General features: G+C 65.8%; 8 protein-coding genes. 5 read left to right on the top strand and 3 right to left on the bottom strand.

Annotated elements, in window-relative coordinates:
* Positions 1 to 37: 37 nt before the first annotated feature.
* Complete coding sequence (locus ACTHN1_RS03525) at positions 38 to 2,020, top strand: alpha/beta hydrolase family protein (RefSeq protein ID WP_440469591.1); 1,983 nt, start codon at positions 38 to 40, stop codon at positions 2,018 to 2,020.
* Positions 2,021 to 2,105: 85 nt separating this feature from the next.
* Positions 2,106 to 4,088: an alpha/beta hydrolase family protein gene (locus tag ACTHN1_RS03530; RefSeq protein WP_440469592.1), complete on the top strand. Its 1,983-nt coding sequence runs from the start codon at positions 2,106 to 2,108 to the stop codon at positions 4,086 to 4,088.
* A 36-nt stretch (positions 4,089 to 4,124) separates the two neighbouring features.
* On the opposite strand, the gene ACTHN1_RS03535 is transcribed toward ACTHN1_RS03530, so the two are convergent.
* Positions 4,125 to 5,945, bottom strand: coding sequence for a peptide MFS transporter (locus ACTHN1_RS03535; protein WP_440469593.1), 1,821 nt, complete (start codon positions 5,943 to 5,945; stop codon positions 4,125 to 4,127).
* Positions 5,946 to 6,059: 114 nt separating this feature from the next.
* Between ACTHN1_RS03535 and ACTHN1_RS03540 the strand changes: the two genes are divergently transcribed.
* The 3 genes from ACTHN1_RS03540 to ACTHN1_RS03550 all read left to right on the top strand — a co-directional run bounded on the left by ACTHN1_RS03540 (position 6,060) and on the right by ACTHN1_RS03550 (position 11,559).
* Entirely contained in the window at positions 6,060 to 8,030 is a 1,971-nt protein-coding gene (locus ACTHN1_RS03540) for an OPT family oligopeptide transporter (protein ID WP_440469594.1), read from the top strand.
* Positions 8,031 to 8,140: 110 nt separating this feature from the next.
* Positions 8,141 to 10,207, top strand: a complete 2,067-nt coding sequence (locus ACTHN1_RS03545) for a prolyl oligopeptidase family serine peptidase (protein ID WP_440469595.1) — start codon at positions 8,141 to 8,143, stop codon at positions 10,205 to 10,207.
* 98 nt (positions 10,208 to 10,305) lie between these two features.
* Positions 10,306 to 11,559 carry a DUF819 family protein gene (locus tag ACTHN1_RS03550; protein ID WP_440469596.1) on the top strand — a complete coding sequence of 418 codons (1,254 nt, stop codon included), beginning with the start codon at positions 10,306 to 10,308 and terminating at the stop codon, positions 11,557 to 11,559.
* 82 nt (positions 11,560 to 11,641) lie between these two features.
* Here ACTHN1_RS03550 and ACTHN1_RS03555 read toward each other — a convergent pair whose 3' ends face one another.
* Together ACTHN1_RS03555 and ACTHN1_RS03560 are read right to left on the bottom strand one after the other, a co-directional pair.
* Positions 11,642 to 11,866 carry a YbdD/YjiX family protein gene (locus ACTHN1_RS03555; RefSeq protein ID WP_440469597.1) on the bottom strand — a complete coding sequence of 75 codons (225 nt, stop codon included), beginning with the start codon at positions 11,864 to 11,866 and terminating at the stop codon, positions 11,642 to 11,644.
* Positions 11,866 to 13,938 carry a carbon starvation CstA family protein gene (locus tag ACTHN1_RS03560; RefSeq protein ID WP_440469598.1) on the bottom strand — a complete coding sequence of 691 codons (2,073 nt, stop codon included), beginning with the start codon at positions 13,936 to 13,938 and terminating at the stop codon, positions 11,866 to 11,868. The genes ACTHN1_RS03555 and ACTHN1_RS03560 overlap by 1 nt, the downstream gene beginning before the upstream one ends.
* Positions 13,939 to 13,943: the final 5 nt, after the last annotated feature.

Raw genomic sequence — 13,943 nt, forward strand, 5'->3', positions numbered from 1 at the left:
CTTATCAGCTGGAGCAACCATGGGGGATTTAATGAAAATGGGGAAACTGAAGTGGGCCGGTATCGCGGCCACGATAGGCATCTCGTGCGCGGCGCAGGCGGTTGAACTGATTCCGGTCCAGGATTTCGTCAAGCATCCGACCTACAGCAGCGTGAAGATTTCGCCGAACGGCGAGTACCTGGCGATGACCGTCGATCGCGGCGACCAGGATGTCCTGACCGTGCTGCGGACCAAGGACCTGAGCATCGTCAAGGTCAACCAGCTGCCCGAAGAGAAGAGCGTGGGCAGCTTCTACTGGACCTCGCCGGATCGCCTGCTGTTCAATTCGATCAAGAAGATTGGCAGCTACGCGCGGCCGTTCGGCACCGGCGAATGGTATGCCGTGAACGCCGATGGCTCGCAGCCGCGGCCGCTGATTTTCTACGGCACCCGCGATGCGACCCAGCGCGGCAAACAGGTCGGCAACGAGAGCTTCGGCCTGCTGGACACGCTGAAGAACGATCCCGACAACGTCATGATGACGGCCAACTACCAGCGGTCGTCGACCGGCGCGGGCACCGAAATCGTGCTCATGGACACCCTGAGTGGCCGCCGCAAGTCGCTCGCCCGCGCCCCGCGTGACGATTGCGGTATTGCACTGGATGCGAAGAAAGAACCCCGCTTCGCGGTCTGCTATGACCGTTACGACGAGGAGGGCAATTTCTCCGACGCCCACAACGAGGTTTATCGCCGCGACGACAATGGCAAGTGGACGCTGATCAACAGCTCCAAGTCCAGCGGCAAGCGCATCGACATCCTGGGGTCGGCCGAGGACGGTACCGTCTACGCCACCCAGGGCGATGGCAAGAAACCTTCGGCGTTCGGCACCCTGAACACCGCCGATGGCAGTTTCACCGTGCTGCATCAGGATCCCGTGTCGGAGATTTCGACGCTGATCCAGGCGGCCGACGGCGAGACCGTGATCGCGACGGTCACCGAAGCGGGCGCGCCGCAGGTGAAGCTGATCAACGAGGAACATCCGGACGCCGAGCTGTATGCTTCGCTGGCGGCGGCATTCCCCGGCCAGTTCGTCGATTTCGCCAGCGCGACCCAGGACGGCAAGAAGATCGTCGTCTCGGTGCGCAGCGACGCGAATCCGGGCGAGCTGTATCTGTACGACCGCGATACCGGCAAGGCGCGCTTCCTGATGAAGAATCGGCAGTGGATCGACGCCAGCAAGATGGCGTCGGTCAAGCCGATCAGCTTCAAGTCGCGCGATGGCCTGACCATCTATGGCTACCTGACCATTCCCAATGGTTCGGACGGCAAGAACCTGCCGATGATCGTCAACGTCCATGGTGGCCCGATGGGCCCGCGCGACAACTGGGGCTTCCAGTTCGAGAACCAGATGTTCGCCAATCGCGGCTACGCGGTGCTGCAGGTGAACTATCGCGGCTCGGGTGGTTTCGGCAAGGCATTCGAGGAAATGGCCTATGGCCAGTGGGCCGAGGGCATCATGAACGACGTCCTCGACGGCACGCACTGGGCCATCCAGCAGGGCTACGCCAACAAGGACCGCATCTGCATCTACGGCGGCAGCTTCGGTGGCTACGCCTCGATGATGGCGCCGGCCCGCGAGCCGGGGCTGTACAAATGCGCGTTCGGCTACGTGGGCAACTACAGCGCCGCGATCCAGATGAAACTCAGCGACACCAGCAAGCGCGAAGACGGCATGAAGTACCTGATCCGCGCCTATGGCAGCACCAAGGCCGAGCAGGACGCGATGTCGCCGATCAATCACGTCGACAAGCTGAAGCTGCCGATCTATCTGGCCGCCGGCGCGCGTGACGCCCGTTGCCCGCCGGAGCACACCGAGGCGATGGCCAAGGCGTTGACCGCCGCGGGCAATCCGCCGGTGGGCGTGATCATCCAGTCCGGCGAGGGACATGGTTTCTACAAGGAAGAGAACAACCTCAACCTATACAGCAAGATGCTCGACTTCTTCTCGCAGCACATTGGGGGCAAGGGCGCAACCCAATAGATCACGCTAGCTGGCTGCACAAATGAAACGCCGGCCTGAAGGACGGCGTTTCTTGATATCTCCCCAAAGGAAATGGAAGGCCGACATGCGTGTTCTAGTCATCGCCATTCTGTGGCTGTCCGGCATGAGTGCCGCTCTGGCCGGTCCGGACGTGGCTTCCTACATCAGGAAGGACAAGTTCCAGGACATCAAGCTGTCCCCATCGGGCGACTACCTGGCCGCCACGGTGCCATTGGAAGACAAGACCGTCCTGAGCATCATGCGGCGTTCGGACAACGCGATCACCGCACGGTTCGGGCTGGGACGGGATACCCACATATCAGATTTCTGGTGGGTCAGCCCGGAGCGGGTGGTCATTTCAATGGCGCAGAAATTCGGATCGCGGGACGAGCCCACGGCAACCGGCGAGTTGTTCGCGGTCAATGCGGATGGCTCCGAGCCGGAAATGCTGGTGGGATTCCGCGTGCAGGGGGCTGGCGCTGGCACCCGCATCCAACCCAAGAAGGTGGAGAACGCCGCGGCTTTTCTGGTCGATACGCTCGATCAGGACGATCGCAACGTCATCATCGCCGTGTGGCCGTTTGGCGATGAGCCTTATACCCGGGCCGAACGGTTGGACGTGAGGTCGGGGCGTCGATTCGTGGTGGCACGCGCTCCGGTCCAGCGCGCAGAGTTTCTCACCGACCGCGAAGGGGTGGTGCGGTTTGCTGATGGCGCCGGGACGGACAACAACAGAAAACTGTTCTACCGAGCGAGCGAAACCGACGACTGGAAACTCATCAACGACGAGAGCGTCAGCGGCAACGCGGAGCACGCGTTGGGATTCTCCGCGGATGGCCGGATTGCCTATCTGCAAGCCGAACAGACCGAGGGACCGGATGCCATCTTGGCGTTTCATGTGGAGGATGGACGGAAGGAACGAATCTTCAGCGATGAAGTCTCCGATCCCGGCGACCTGATGCGCGAGTTTGCCGCTGCCGGCAGCGAAGCCAGCGCGTTGATAGGCGTGGAGTTGCCGGCCGGAAAACCCAGGAGGACCTTCTTCGACCCGAAGTCTAAATCCGCGGCCCTGTACGCCATGCTGGACCAGGCGTTCCCGGAGGAAGTGGTGAGGGTGACGTCGACCACGGCCGACGGAAAACTGGCGCTGGTGCAGGTCAGCAGCGACAGGAATCCCGGCGACTACTACCTGTTCGAAACCGCGACCCGCAAGGCGGAGTACCTGCTGAGCCGTCGCGACTGGTTTGATCCGGCCGAAATGGCGGAAGTCAGGCCGTTCCTGCTCAAAGCCAGGGACGGGTTGTCACTGAATGGCTATCTCACAGTGCCGCCAGGCAAATCGGCCAAGGGACTGCCATTGATCGTGCTGCCACACGGTGGTCCGTTCGGAATCGTGGACCGTTGGAAGTTCGATGCCGAAACGCAGATGCTGGCCAAGGCCGGCTATGCGGTCCTGCAGGTGAACTTTCGCGGTTCGGGAGGGTACGGGCGTGCATTCCATGAGGCGGGCGCGCGCCAGTGGGGCGGGACGATGCAGGATGATCTGACCGACGCTACGCAGTGGGCCATACGCGAAGGTGTGGCCGATCCCGAGCGAATCTGTATCTACGGAGCCAGCTATGGCGCCTATGCGGCACTGATGGGAGTCGTCAGGGAACCCGATCTGTATCGCTGCGCGGCTGGATATGTCGGCGTCTATGAGCTGCCGATGCTCTACCGGACGGGAGACATCCAGGATGCCAAATCAGGGATGACCTATCTGCAGGAATGGGTCGGAGCCAAGGACGCGATCGGCGCGGTGTCACCGACCCAACTCGCCACGCGGGTCAAGGCGCCGGTTTTTCTCGCTGCCGGGGGACAGGATCGACGCGCGCCCATCGAGCACACCGAGTTGATGGAGAAAAAACTGAAGAGCGCGAATGTCCCGGTCGAGGCGCTCTACTATCCGACAGAAGGACATGGCTTCTACGACGAGGCGCACCAGCAGGAGTACTACACCCGGCTGCTTGCATTCTTCGCCAGGCATATCGGTGGGGACGTGGCGGAGCATCAGGTCAAGTCGAAGTAAGACAGACGAGAACGGCACCGCAGGTGCCATTCTTTTTCAATGCACCCCATGCATCATCCGCCGAAGCAGCGGTGAGCACAGGAAGGCGAGCAGGCCGCAGCCCACGCCGATGGCGGTCATCAGCCAGAACAGGTCGGCATAACGGGCGGCCGCATCGGCCACGACCAGGGTGCCGCCTTCGGGGATGTCGATGGCGGCGAGTTTGCCGAACAGCGCGGCCAGCGCTTCGGAGAAGGCGGTGGCCAGGAACCAGGTGCCCATCATCAGGCTGACCACGCGCGGGACCGACAACTGGGTCACCGCCGACAGTCCCACCGGCGACAGGCACATCTCGCCGATCTCCAGCACCAGGTAGGCCAGCACCAGCCACCATACGCTCGCCATTTGCCCGCTCTGGCCGGCCAGATGGGCAGCCCAGGCCAGCGGGATGAAGGACAGGCCGGCGATGACCAGGCCCAGCGACGACTTGAACGGCTTGGAGGGATCGCGGCCGCGCCGGCCCAGCCAGGCCCACAGCGCGGCGAACAGCGGTGCCAGCAGCACCAGGAACAGTGCGCCGAGATAGGTCAGGGATCCGGCGGTCTGCGGCAGTACCACGCAGTCGCGCAGCAGGAAAATCAGCATCAGCACCACCACCGCGATGAACACGGCGCGCGGCGCGGAGGAATCGGGATCGCGATCCGACAGGCGCGCGGCGATCACGAAGCCCAGCGGCGCCAGCAGCAGCGACCAGGTCGACCATGGCGCGCGCGCCAGCAGGGTGAGCGCATCGGTCCCCCACTGTCCGCTCCAGTTCACCGCGACGGGCGCCTGCACCAACGCGGGCACCACGTCCTTGGTCAACAGGCGATCGGTGAAGGTCACCCACGAGCCGTAGGTCTGCTCGTAGAGGGTGAAGAAGATCAGCGCCATGAAAATCAGCGCCATCAACGCCAGCATCTGCTGCCGCTGCACCGGCGTGCACTGGGTCGACAGGAACCAGCCGAACCAGGCCAGCACCGCCGCCAGCACCACCAGCATCAGCAGCAGCGCCAGCGAGATTTCGCCGCCCAGCGAGAACGTGCCGTTGGCGGCGGCCCACATCAGCCAGGCCACCGGCGCCACGCCCAGCAGCGCGCCGGCGTAGATCAGCCACTCGCGCGGAATGCCGGCGACGCGTTCGCGCAGGCGCTCCGGCGCGGCCGGTTCGGCATGGCCATGCAGGTACTTCTGGCCCCACAGGAACATGCACAGGCCCAGCAGCATGCCGATGCCCGCGGCGCCGAATCCGTAGCGCCAGCCCAGGGTCTCGCCCAGGTAGCCGCAGACCAGCGAGGCGAACAGCGCGCCGAGGTTGATGCCGGCGTAGAACAGGCTGAAGCCGGCGTCGCGGCGCGGATCGTTGTCGGCATACAGCCGGCCGACGATGGTGGAGATGTTGGGCTTGAGGAAACCCACGCCCATGATGATCAGCGCCAGCGACAGATAGGTGATGCGCAGCGAACCCTCGTCGCGGGCGACCACGCCGTCCACGTAGGCGGCGGCATGGCCCTCGAACGCCATGCCCGCATGCCCGGCCACCAGCAGCAGGCCGCCGAACAGCACCGCCTTGCGCATGCCCAGCCAGCGGTCCGCCAGCACGCCGCCGATGACGGGCAGGCAGTACACCAGCCCGCCGTAGGCACCCAGCAGGTCCAGGCCGGCCTTGTCGCCGAAGAGGTGGTACTTGGTCAGGTACAGCAGCAGCAGGGCCTTCATCCCGTAGAAGGAGAAGCGCTCCCACATCTCGGTGAAGAAGCAGATGTAGACGCCCTTGGGATGGCCGAGGAAGTCCTCGCGGGCGGGCAGGGGCGTGGCGAGGACGGAGGCTGTGGCCATGGGCGAGGTCGGCGATGCGGAACCGGCCGAGTATAGCCATGCCGGCCTTTCCGGCTGGACTTGCCGGGGCGTAGCCGATAGTTTGTCGGGCTTCTGTATTCCCGGAACCGCGTCATGAATCAGGCTGCGACGCCTCAACTTACTTTCCGCGCCGTACTGCTGGCCGTCGTGCTGGCGGTGGTCCTGTCCGCCGCCAATGCCTATCTGGGCCTGTTCGCCGGCCTGACCATCGCCACCGCCATCCCGGCCGCGGTGGTTTCCATGGGCGTGTTGCGGCTGCTGGGCGGCGGCTCCATCCTGGAGAACAACATCGTCCAGACCGGCGCCTCGGCCGGCTCGTCGATTGCCGCCGGCGTCATCTTCACCATCCCGGCGCTGGTCATCATGGGCTACTGGCCGGACTTCAAGTATTGGTGGGTGCTGGGCATCGCCGGCCTGGGGGGTCTGCTGGGCGTGCTGTTCTCGGTGCCGCTGCGCCGCTCGATGATCGTCGAGGATCCGCTGCCGTTCCCGGAAGGCAAGGCGGCCGCTGAAGTGCTGAAGGCCGGTGACAACCCCGGCCCGGGCCTGAAGATCCTGGCGCTGTCCGGCGTGATCGGCGCGGTGGTCAAGCTGGCCGCGGCCAGCGGCCTGCGCATGATTCCCGATACCTGGACCCAGTCGGCCTACGTCGGCAGCTCCAAGGTCACCGCCTTCCTCGGCACCAACCTGTCGCCGGCCCTGCTGGGCGTGGGCTACATCGTCGGCCTGAACGTCGGCATCGTGGTGCTGTCCGGCGCGGTGCTGTCCTGGCACATCGCCATCCCGCTGTACCAGGCGTTCTTCACCGGTTCGGATCCGGCGCTGGCCGCTTCGATCGCCAATGCCTCCTCGGCCGACGCTGCCTTCGCCATCTGGGGTGCCAAGGTCCGCTACCTGGGCGTGGGCGCGATGCTGGTCGGTGGCGTCTGGACCCTGTTCTCGCTGCGCAAGTCGCTGCTCAAGGGCATCAAGAGCGGCTTCGCCGCCGCGCGCAGCAGCAACACCGGCGGCCAGGTGCTGCTGGAGACCGAGCGCGATCTGCCGATGAAGTGGATGCTGGTGGCGCTGGTGGTGTTCACCCTGCCGTTGCTGGGCCTGTACCAGGCCATCGTCAACCAGTGGCACGTCAGCGTGCCGATGACCCTGATCATGATCGCCGCCGGCTTCCTGTTCGTGTCGGTCTCGGCCTATCTGGCCGGCCTGATCGGTTCCTCCAACAATCCGGTCTCGGGCATCACCATCTCCACCATCCTGTTCGCCTCGGCGGTGCTGGTGCTGCTGCTGGGCAAGAGCGGCATGTCGCCGGTCGGCGCCGGCGGCGCCCCGCTGGGCGCGGTCGCGGCCATCATGATTGGCGCGGTGGTGTGCTGCGCCGCAGCGGTGGGCGGCGACAACCTGCAGGATCTCAAGGCCGGCTATCTGGTCGGCGCGACCCCGTGGAAGCAGCAGCTGATGCTGGGCATCGGCGCGTTCTCATGCGCGCTGATCATGGCGCCGGTGCTGAACCTGCTGGCGCAGGCCTACGGCATCGGTGCGCCGACCCCGGAGCATCCCAATTCACTGGCCGCGCCGCAGGCCAACCTGATGGCGTCGGTCGCGCGCGGCCTGTTCGGCGGCGAACTGCCGTGGGCGATGATCGGCATCGGCGCGGTGGTCGGCGCGCTGGTGATCGCGTTCGACGAATGGCTGAAGTCGCGCAAGGCCCGCTTCCGCGTGCCGGTGCTGGCCGCGGCGATCGGCATCTACCTGCCGCTGGAACTGATGGTGCCGATTTTCCTGGGCGGCCTGCTGGCGCATCTGGTGGAACGCTTCCACAAGGTCCGCGCCGACGACGAGGAAGGCCGTGATCGCGTGCATCGTCCGGGCGTGCTGTTTTCGGCCGGCCTGATCACCGGCGAGGCGCTGATGGGCATCGCCATCGCGATTCCGATCGTGGCCTCGGCCCGCGCCGACGTGCTGGCGCTGCCGGAAGCCTGGCATTTCAGCCAGTGGATCGGCCTGGCCGTGCTGGCGGTGGTCGGCTGGCTGCTGTACCGCACCGGCAAGCGCGGCGAAAAGGCCTGAACCAGGCACCAGGCCGCGTGGCGGCGGCGCAGGGGCATGACCTCATGCCTTTGCGCCGGATCGCCGTATCGGCCTAACATCGGGGTTTTCCTGTTTGCCCGGAGCCCCGGATGAAACTGCGTCTCGCCGTACTGCCCCTCTGCCTGCTGGCGACCCTGCCGGCGTTCGCCGCCCAGCGGGGCCTCGACATCCGTGACCTGGCCGCGCTGGATCGGGTCTCCTCGCCGGCGCTTTCGCCGGATGGCCGCGTGGTGGTATTCGCCAAGCGCCAGATCGACAAGGAACTGACCAAGGCCGGCACCGGCCTTTACGTGCGCAACCTGCTGACCCGTGACATGGCGCCGCCGAAGCGGCTGACCCCGGAAGGCTGGAGCGTCAATTCCCCCTCGTTCTCCGCCGACGGCAAGACCGTCTATTTCCTCAGCGGCAAATCCGGCACCCAGCAGCTCTACGCGATTCCGGTCGCCGGCGGCGAGCCGCGCCAGCTCACCGGCTTCGCGCTGGACGTGGGCAGCTACAAGATTTCGCCGGACGGCAGCCGCATCGCGTTCAGCGCCGACACCTTCGCCGACTGCAAGGCCGATTTCGCCTGCACCCGGAAGAAGCTCGACGCCACCGCCGCCAGGAAGAACACCGGCGTGCTGTTCGACAACATGTTCGTGCGCCATTGGGATACCTGGGCCGATGGCCGCCGCAGCCGCCTGTTCTTGGCGGCGTTGCCCGGCGCCGGCGCGCAGCCGGTCGCCAGCGCGGTTTCGCTGACCGACACGCTGGATGGCGACACGCCCTCCAAGCCGTTCGGTGGCGCCGACGAGTACACCTGGGCGCCGGACGGCCAGTCGCTGGTCGCCAGCATGCGCGTGCAGCCCAAGGGCGAGCCTTGGTCGACCAATTTCGATCTTTACCGCATCGCCGCCGACGGCAGCGGCACCCCGACCAACCTCACCGCCGCCAACCCGGCCTGGGATACCGGCCCGGTGTTCAGCGCGGACGGCAAGACCCTTTACTACCGCGCGATGAAGCGCCCCGGCTTCGAGGCCGACCGCTTCGCGTTGATGGCGATGGACGCCGCCGGCGGCGCGCCGCGTGAAATCGCCGCGGCGTGGGATCGCTCCGCCGACGGCATCACCCTGTCGGCCGACGGCAAGCGCATCTACACCACCGCCCAGGACATGGGCGAGCATCCGCTGTTCGTGGTCGACATCGCCAGTGGCAAGGCCGACAAGGTGGTCGGCAACGGCAGCATCTCCGCGTTCGAGATCGCGGGCGACACGCTCGCCTTCACCCGCAACTCGCTCAAGAGCGGCGACCAGCTGTTCACGACCTCGCTGGGCGGCGCGCCGGAACGCGCGATCACCCAGAGCGCGCAGGAGATGCTGGCGGACGTGTCCTTCGGCGACTTCGAGCAGTTCAGCTTCAAGGGCTGGAACAACGAAACCGTGCACGGTTACGTGGTCAAGCCGTACAACTACCAGGAAGGCAAGAAGTATCCGGTCGCGTTCCTGATCCATGGCGGCCCGCAGGGCAGCTTCGGCAACGGCTGGAGCTATCGCTGGAACCCGCAGACCTACGCGGGCCAGGGCTACGCGGTGGTGATGATCGATTTCCACGGGTCCACCGGCTACGGCCAGGCCTTCACCGACGCGATCAGCCAGCACTGGGGCGATCGCCCGCTGGAGGATCTGCAGAAGGGCTGGGCCGCGGCGCAGCAGAAGTACACCTTCCTGGACGGCGACAAGGCCTGCGCGCTGGGCGCCAGCTACGGCGGCTTCATGGTCAACTGGATCGCCGGCAACTGGAACCAGCCGTGGAAGTGCCTGGTCAACCACGACGGCGTGTTCGACCAGCGCATGATGGGTTACTCGACCGAGGAACTGTGGTTCACCGAATGGGAACAGGGCGGCACGCCGTACGCGGTGCCGGCGAACTACGAGAAGTTCAATCCGGTCAACCACGTCAAGGACTGGAAGGTGCCGATGCTGATCGTGCACGGCCAGCTGGACTACCGCATTCCGGTCGAGCAGGGCCTGGCCGCGTTCACCGCGCTGCAGCGGCAGGGCATCAAGTCGCAGTTCCTGTACTTCCCGGACGAGAACCACTGGGTGCTGAAGCCGCAGAACAGCGTGCAGTGGCACGACACCGTCAATGCCTGGCTGAAGCAGCACATCGGCCAGTGACGCGCGCAGGGCGCGCCGCATCCGCGGCGCGCCTTTTTTCGTGCCAGGGAAACGGCTGAGCCGAAGGCACCCTTTCATCACCAGGGGAGAGATACCGGATGGCGGCAGCAGGCACCGGCGCACTCATCAACAACGACATCATCGTTTTCGGGCTGATCGCCGCCACGCTGGGCGTAATCTTCTGGACGTCCAGCAGCGAGAACCGCCATCTGCGCAAGTTCTACAGCTTCGTGCCCGCGCTGCTGCTGTGCTACTTCATTCCCGGCGTCTACAACACCGTCGGCTTGATCGACGGCGAGAACACCAAGCTCTACAACCCGGTGGCGCGCGACGTGTTCCTGCCGGCCGCGCTGGTGCTGCTCACCCTCAGCATCGATCTGAAAGGCATCCTCGGCCTTGGCTGGAAGATGCTGGTGATGTACATCGCCGCGGTGCTCAGCATCATGCTGGGCGCGGTGGTGGCGTTCCAGGTGATGGGCTGGTTCCATCCCGAAACCGTCGCCGGCGACACCTGGGCCGGCATGGCCGCGCTGGCCGGCAGCTGGATCGGCGGCGGCGCGAACATGCTGGCGATGAAGGAAATCTTCGAGGTCAACGCGACCACCTTCGGCCAGTTCGCGGTGGTCGACGTGGGCGTCGGCTACGTGTGGATGGCGGTACTGATCTTCTTCGCCGCGCGTGCGCCCGCGCTGGATCGCCATAGCGGCGCGGATACCTCGGCCATCGACGAACTGCGCGAGCGCATTGCCAGCTACCAGGCCCAGCACGCGCGCATTCCCGCGCTGTCGGATCTGATGGTGCTGGGCGGCGTGGCGTTCGGCACGGTGGGGCTGGCGCACGCGGTCGCCGCGCCGCTGGCGGACTGGTTCGCCGCCAACGTCGCCTGGTCGCCGATGGTCAGCCTGGACAAGCCATTCGTGTGGGTGGTGCTGCTGGCGACCTTCGCCGGCCTGCTGCTGAGCTTCACCCGCATGCGCACGCTGGAAGGCGTCGGCGCGTCCAAGTGGGGTTCGATGTTCCTGTACTTCCTGATTGCCTGCATCGGCATGCAGATGGATCTGCTGGCGCTGCTGGAACGTCCCTGGCTGTTCCTGCTCGGCGTGCTGTGGATCGCGGTGCATATCGCGCTGCTGTGGGGCGTCGGCAAGCTGCTGCGCACCCCGTTCTTCTATTTCGCCATCGCCTCGCAGAGCAACATCGGCGGCCCGGCCTCCGCACCGGTGCTGGCGACCGCCTTCCATCCGGCGCTGGCGCCGGTGGGCGTGCTGCTGGGTACGCTGGGTTACGCCACCGGCACCGGCGCGGCGTACGTGGTCGGCATCACCCTGCGCGCGATGGCGGGGCAGGGATGAAGGCAAACCCGATGCACGCGTGATGGAAACAAGAAGGGCGAAGCCGTGGCTTCGCCCTTTTCTTGTCAGGCAACCGATCGGATCAGCAGCAACGGAACCCGCTCTTCCCGCCATAGCGCGCTTCCTGGCGCTCGCGGAAGAAGGTCTTGTAATCCATGACCTCGCGATCCGGATGTTTCTCCAGCATGTGCCGGACGTAGTTGTCGTAGTCCGGCACGCCGCAGCACAGCCGCGCCGTCTGCACCAGCCGGCGCCACACCCGGCGGTGCATCTGGTAATGGCTGACGGGAACGAGCGCGGTGCCCATCACAGGTTCGCCAGCTGTTGCGGATCGACCTTGACGTAGGCCGTCTCGCGATCGGTCCGGACCGTGCTGCGGCGGGCAGCCAGAATGGTCTTGATCGCGTAGATCAGGATTGCGCCCACCACGAACAGGAACAGCGCGGTAAGACCTGTGTTGACGTAGGCGTTGACCACGATCTTGTGCATTTCGCCCATGGTCTTGGCCGGCGCGGTGACGGTGCCCGAGGCGATCGCGGCCTGGTACTTGTGCGCCTGCGCCAGGAAGCCCTGCGCCGGGTTGCTGTCGAAGATCTTCAGCAGGCCGGCGGTGGTCGTGCACAGCAGCAGCCAGACCGCCGGAACCGCGGTGACCCAGGCGTAGCGATCACGCTTCATCTTGAACAGCACCACCGTGCCCAGCATCAGCGCGATGCCGGCGAGCATCTGGTTGGAGATGCCGAACAGCGGCCACAGTGTCTTGATGCCGCCGAAGGGATCGGTCACGCCGGTGTAGAGCAGGTAGCCCCACAGCGCGACGCAGCCGCCGGTGGCGATGATGTTCGCTGCCCAGGATTCGGTGCGGCGCATGGCGGGGACGAAATTGCCGAGCAGATCCTGCAGCATGAAGCGGCCCGCGCGGGTGCCGGCGTCGACCGCGGTGAGGATGAACAAGGCCTCGAACAGGATCGCGAAGTGGTACCAGAACGCCATCGTGTCCTCGCCAGGAAGCACGCTGTGCAGGATCTGGGCGATGCCCACCGCCAGCGTGGGGGCGCCGCCGGCGCGGTTGAGGATGGTGCTTTCGCCGATGTCCTTGGCGGTGGCGGTGAGCACGTCGGGACTGACGCTGAAGCCCCATTCGCTGACCTTGGCGGCGACCGCGACCACGTCGCTGCCGACCGCGGCCGGCGGCGAATTCATCGCGAAGTACACGCCCGGTTCGATGATCGAGGCCGCGACCAGCGCCATCACCGCGACGAAGGATTCCATCAGCATGCCGCCGTAGCCGATATAGGGCATGTGGCCTTCGCTGGCCAGCAGCTTGGGCGTGGTGCCCGAGGAAATCAACGCGTGGAAGCCGGACACGGCGCCGCAGGCGATGGTGATGAACAGGAACGGGAACAGGCCGCCGGTCCAGACCGGGCCCATGCCGGTGCGGGCGTATTCGGTGACCGCCGGCATCTTCAGATCCGGCATCACGATCAGGATGCCGATCGCCAGGGCGACAATGGTGCCGATCTTGAGGAAGGTGGAGAGGTAATCGCGCGGCGCCAGCAACAGCCACACCGGCAGCACCGAGGCGATGAAGCCGTAGGCGACCATCATCCAGGTGATGGATTCCTTGGAGAAAGTGAAGGCCGGTCCCCAGACGGGATCCGCGGCGACCTTGCCGCCCAGCCAGATCGCGCCCAGCAGCAGGATCAGGCCGACGACGGAGATTTCGCCGATCCGGCCGGGCCGGATGTAGCGCATGTAGATGCCCATCAGGATCGCGATCGGCATCGTGGCGGCGACGGTGAACATGCCCCACGGGCTCTCGGCCAGCGCGTTGACCACCACCATCGCCAGCACCGCCAGGATGATGATCATGATCAGGAAGGCGCCGAACAGCGCGATGGTGCCGGGGATGGGCCCCATCTCCTCGCGCACCAGATCGCCGAGCGAACGCGCGTCGCGGCGGCTGGAGATGAACAGCACCATGAAATCCTGCACCGCGCCGGCCAGGACCACGCCGACCACCAGCCACAGCAGGCCGGGCAGGTAGCCCATCTGCGCGGCCAGCACCGGACCCACCAGCGGGCCGGCGCCGGCGATCGCGGCGAAGTGGTGGCCGAACAGCACGTGCCGGTTGGTGGGCACGTAATCCAGTCCGTCGTTGCGGAGCACCGCGGGGGTGGCGCGGGTGGGATCGAGCTGCATCACCTTGCCGGCGATGAACTGCGCATAGAAGCGGTAGGCGATCAGGTAGATCGAAACCGCCGCGGTGACGATCCAGATCGCGTTGATGTGCTCGCCGCGGCGGAGCGCCACCGTGCCCAGCGCGAATGCGCCGAGAACGGCCAGTGCCGCCCAGCCGAGTTTCGACAGACCTTTCATGAATC

This window comes from Pseudoxanthomonas sp. (assembly GCF_051953815.1).
Taxonomy (GTDB): Bacteria; Pseudomonadota; Gammaproteobacteria; order Xanthomonadales; family Xanthomonadaceae; genus Pseudoxanthomonas_A.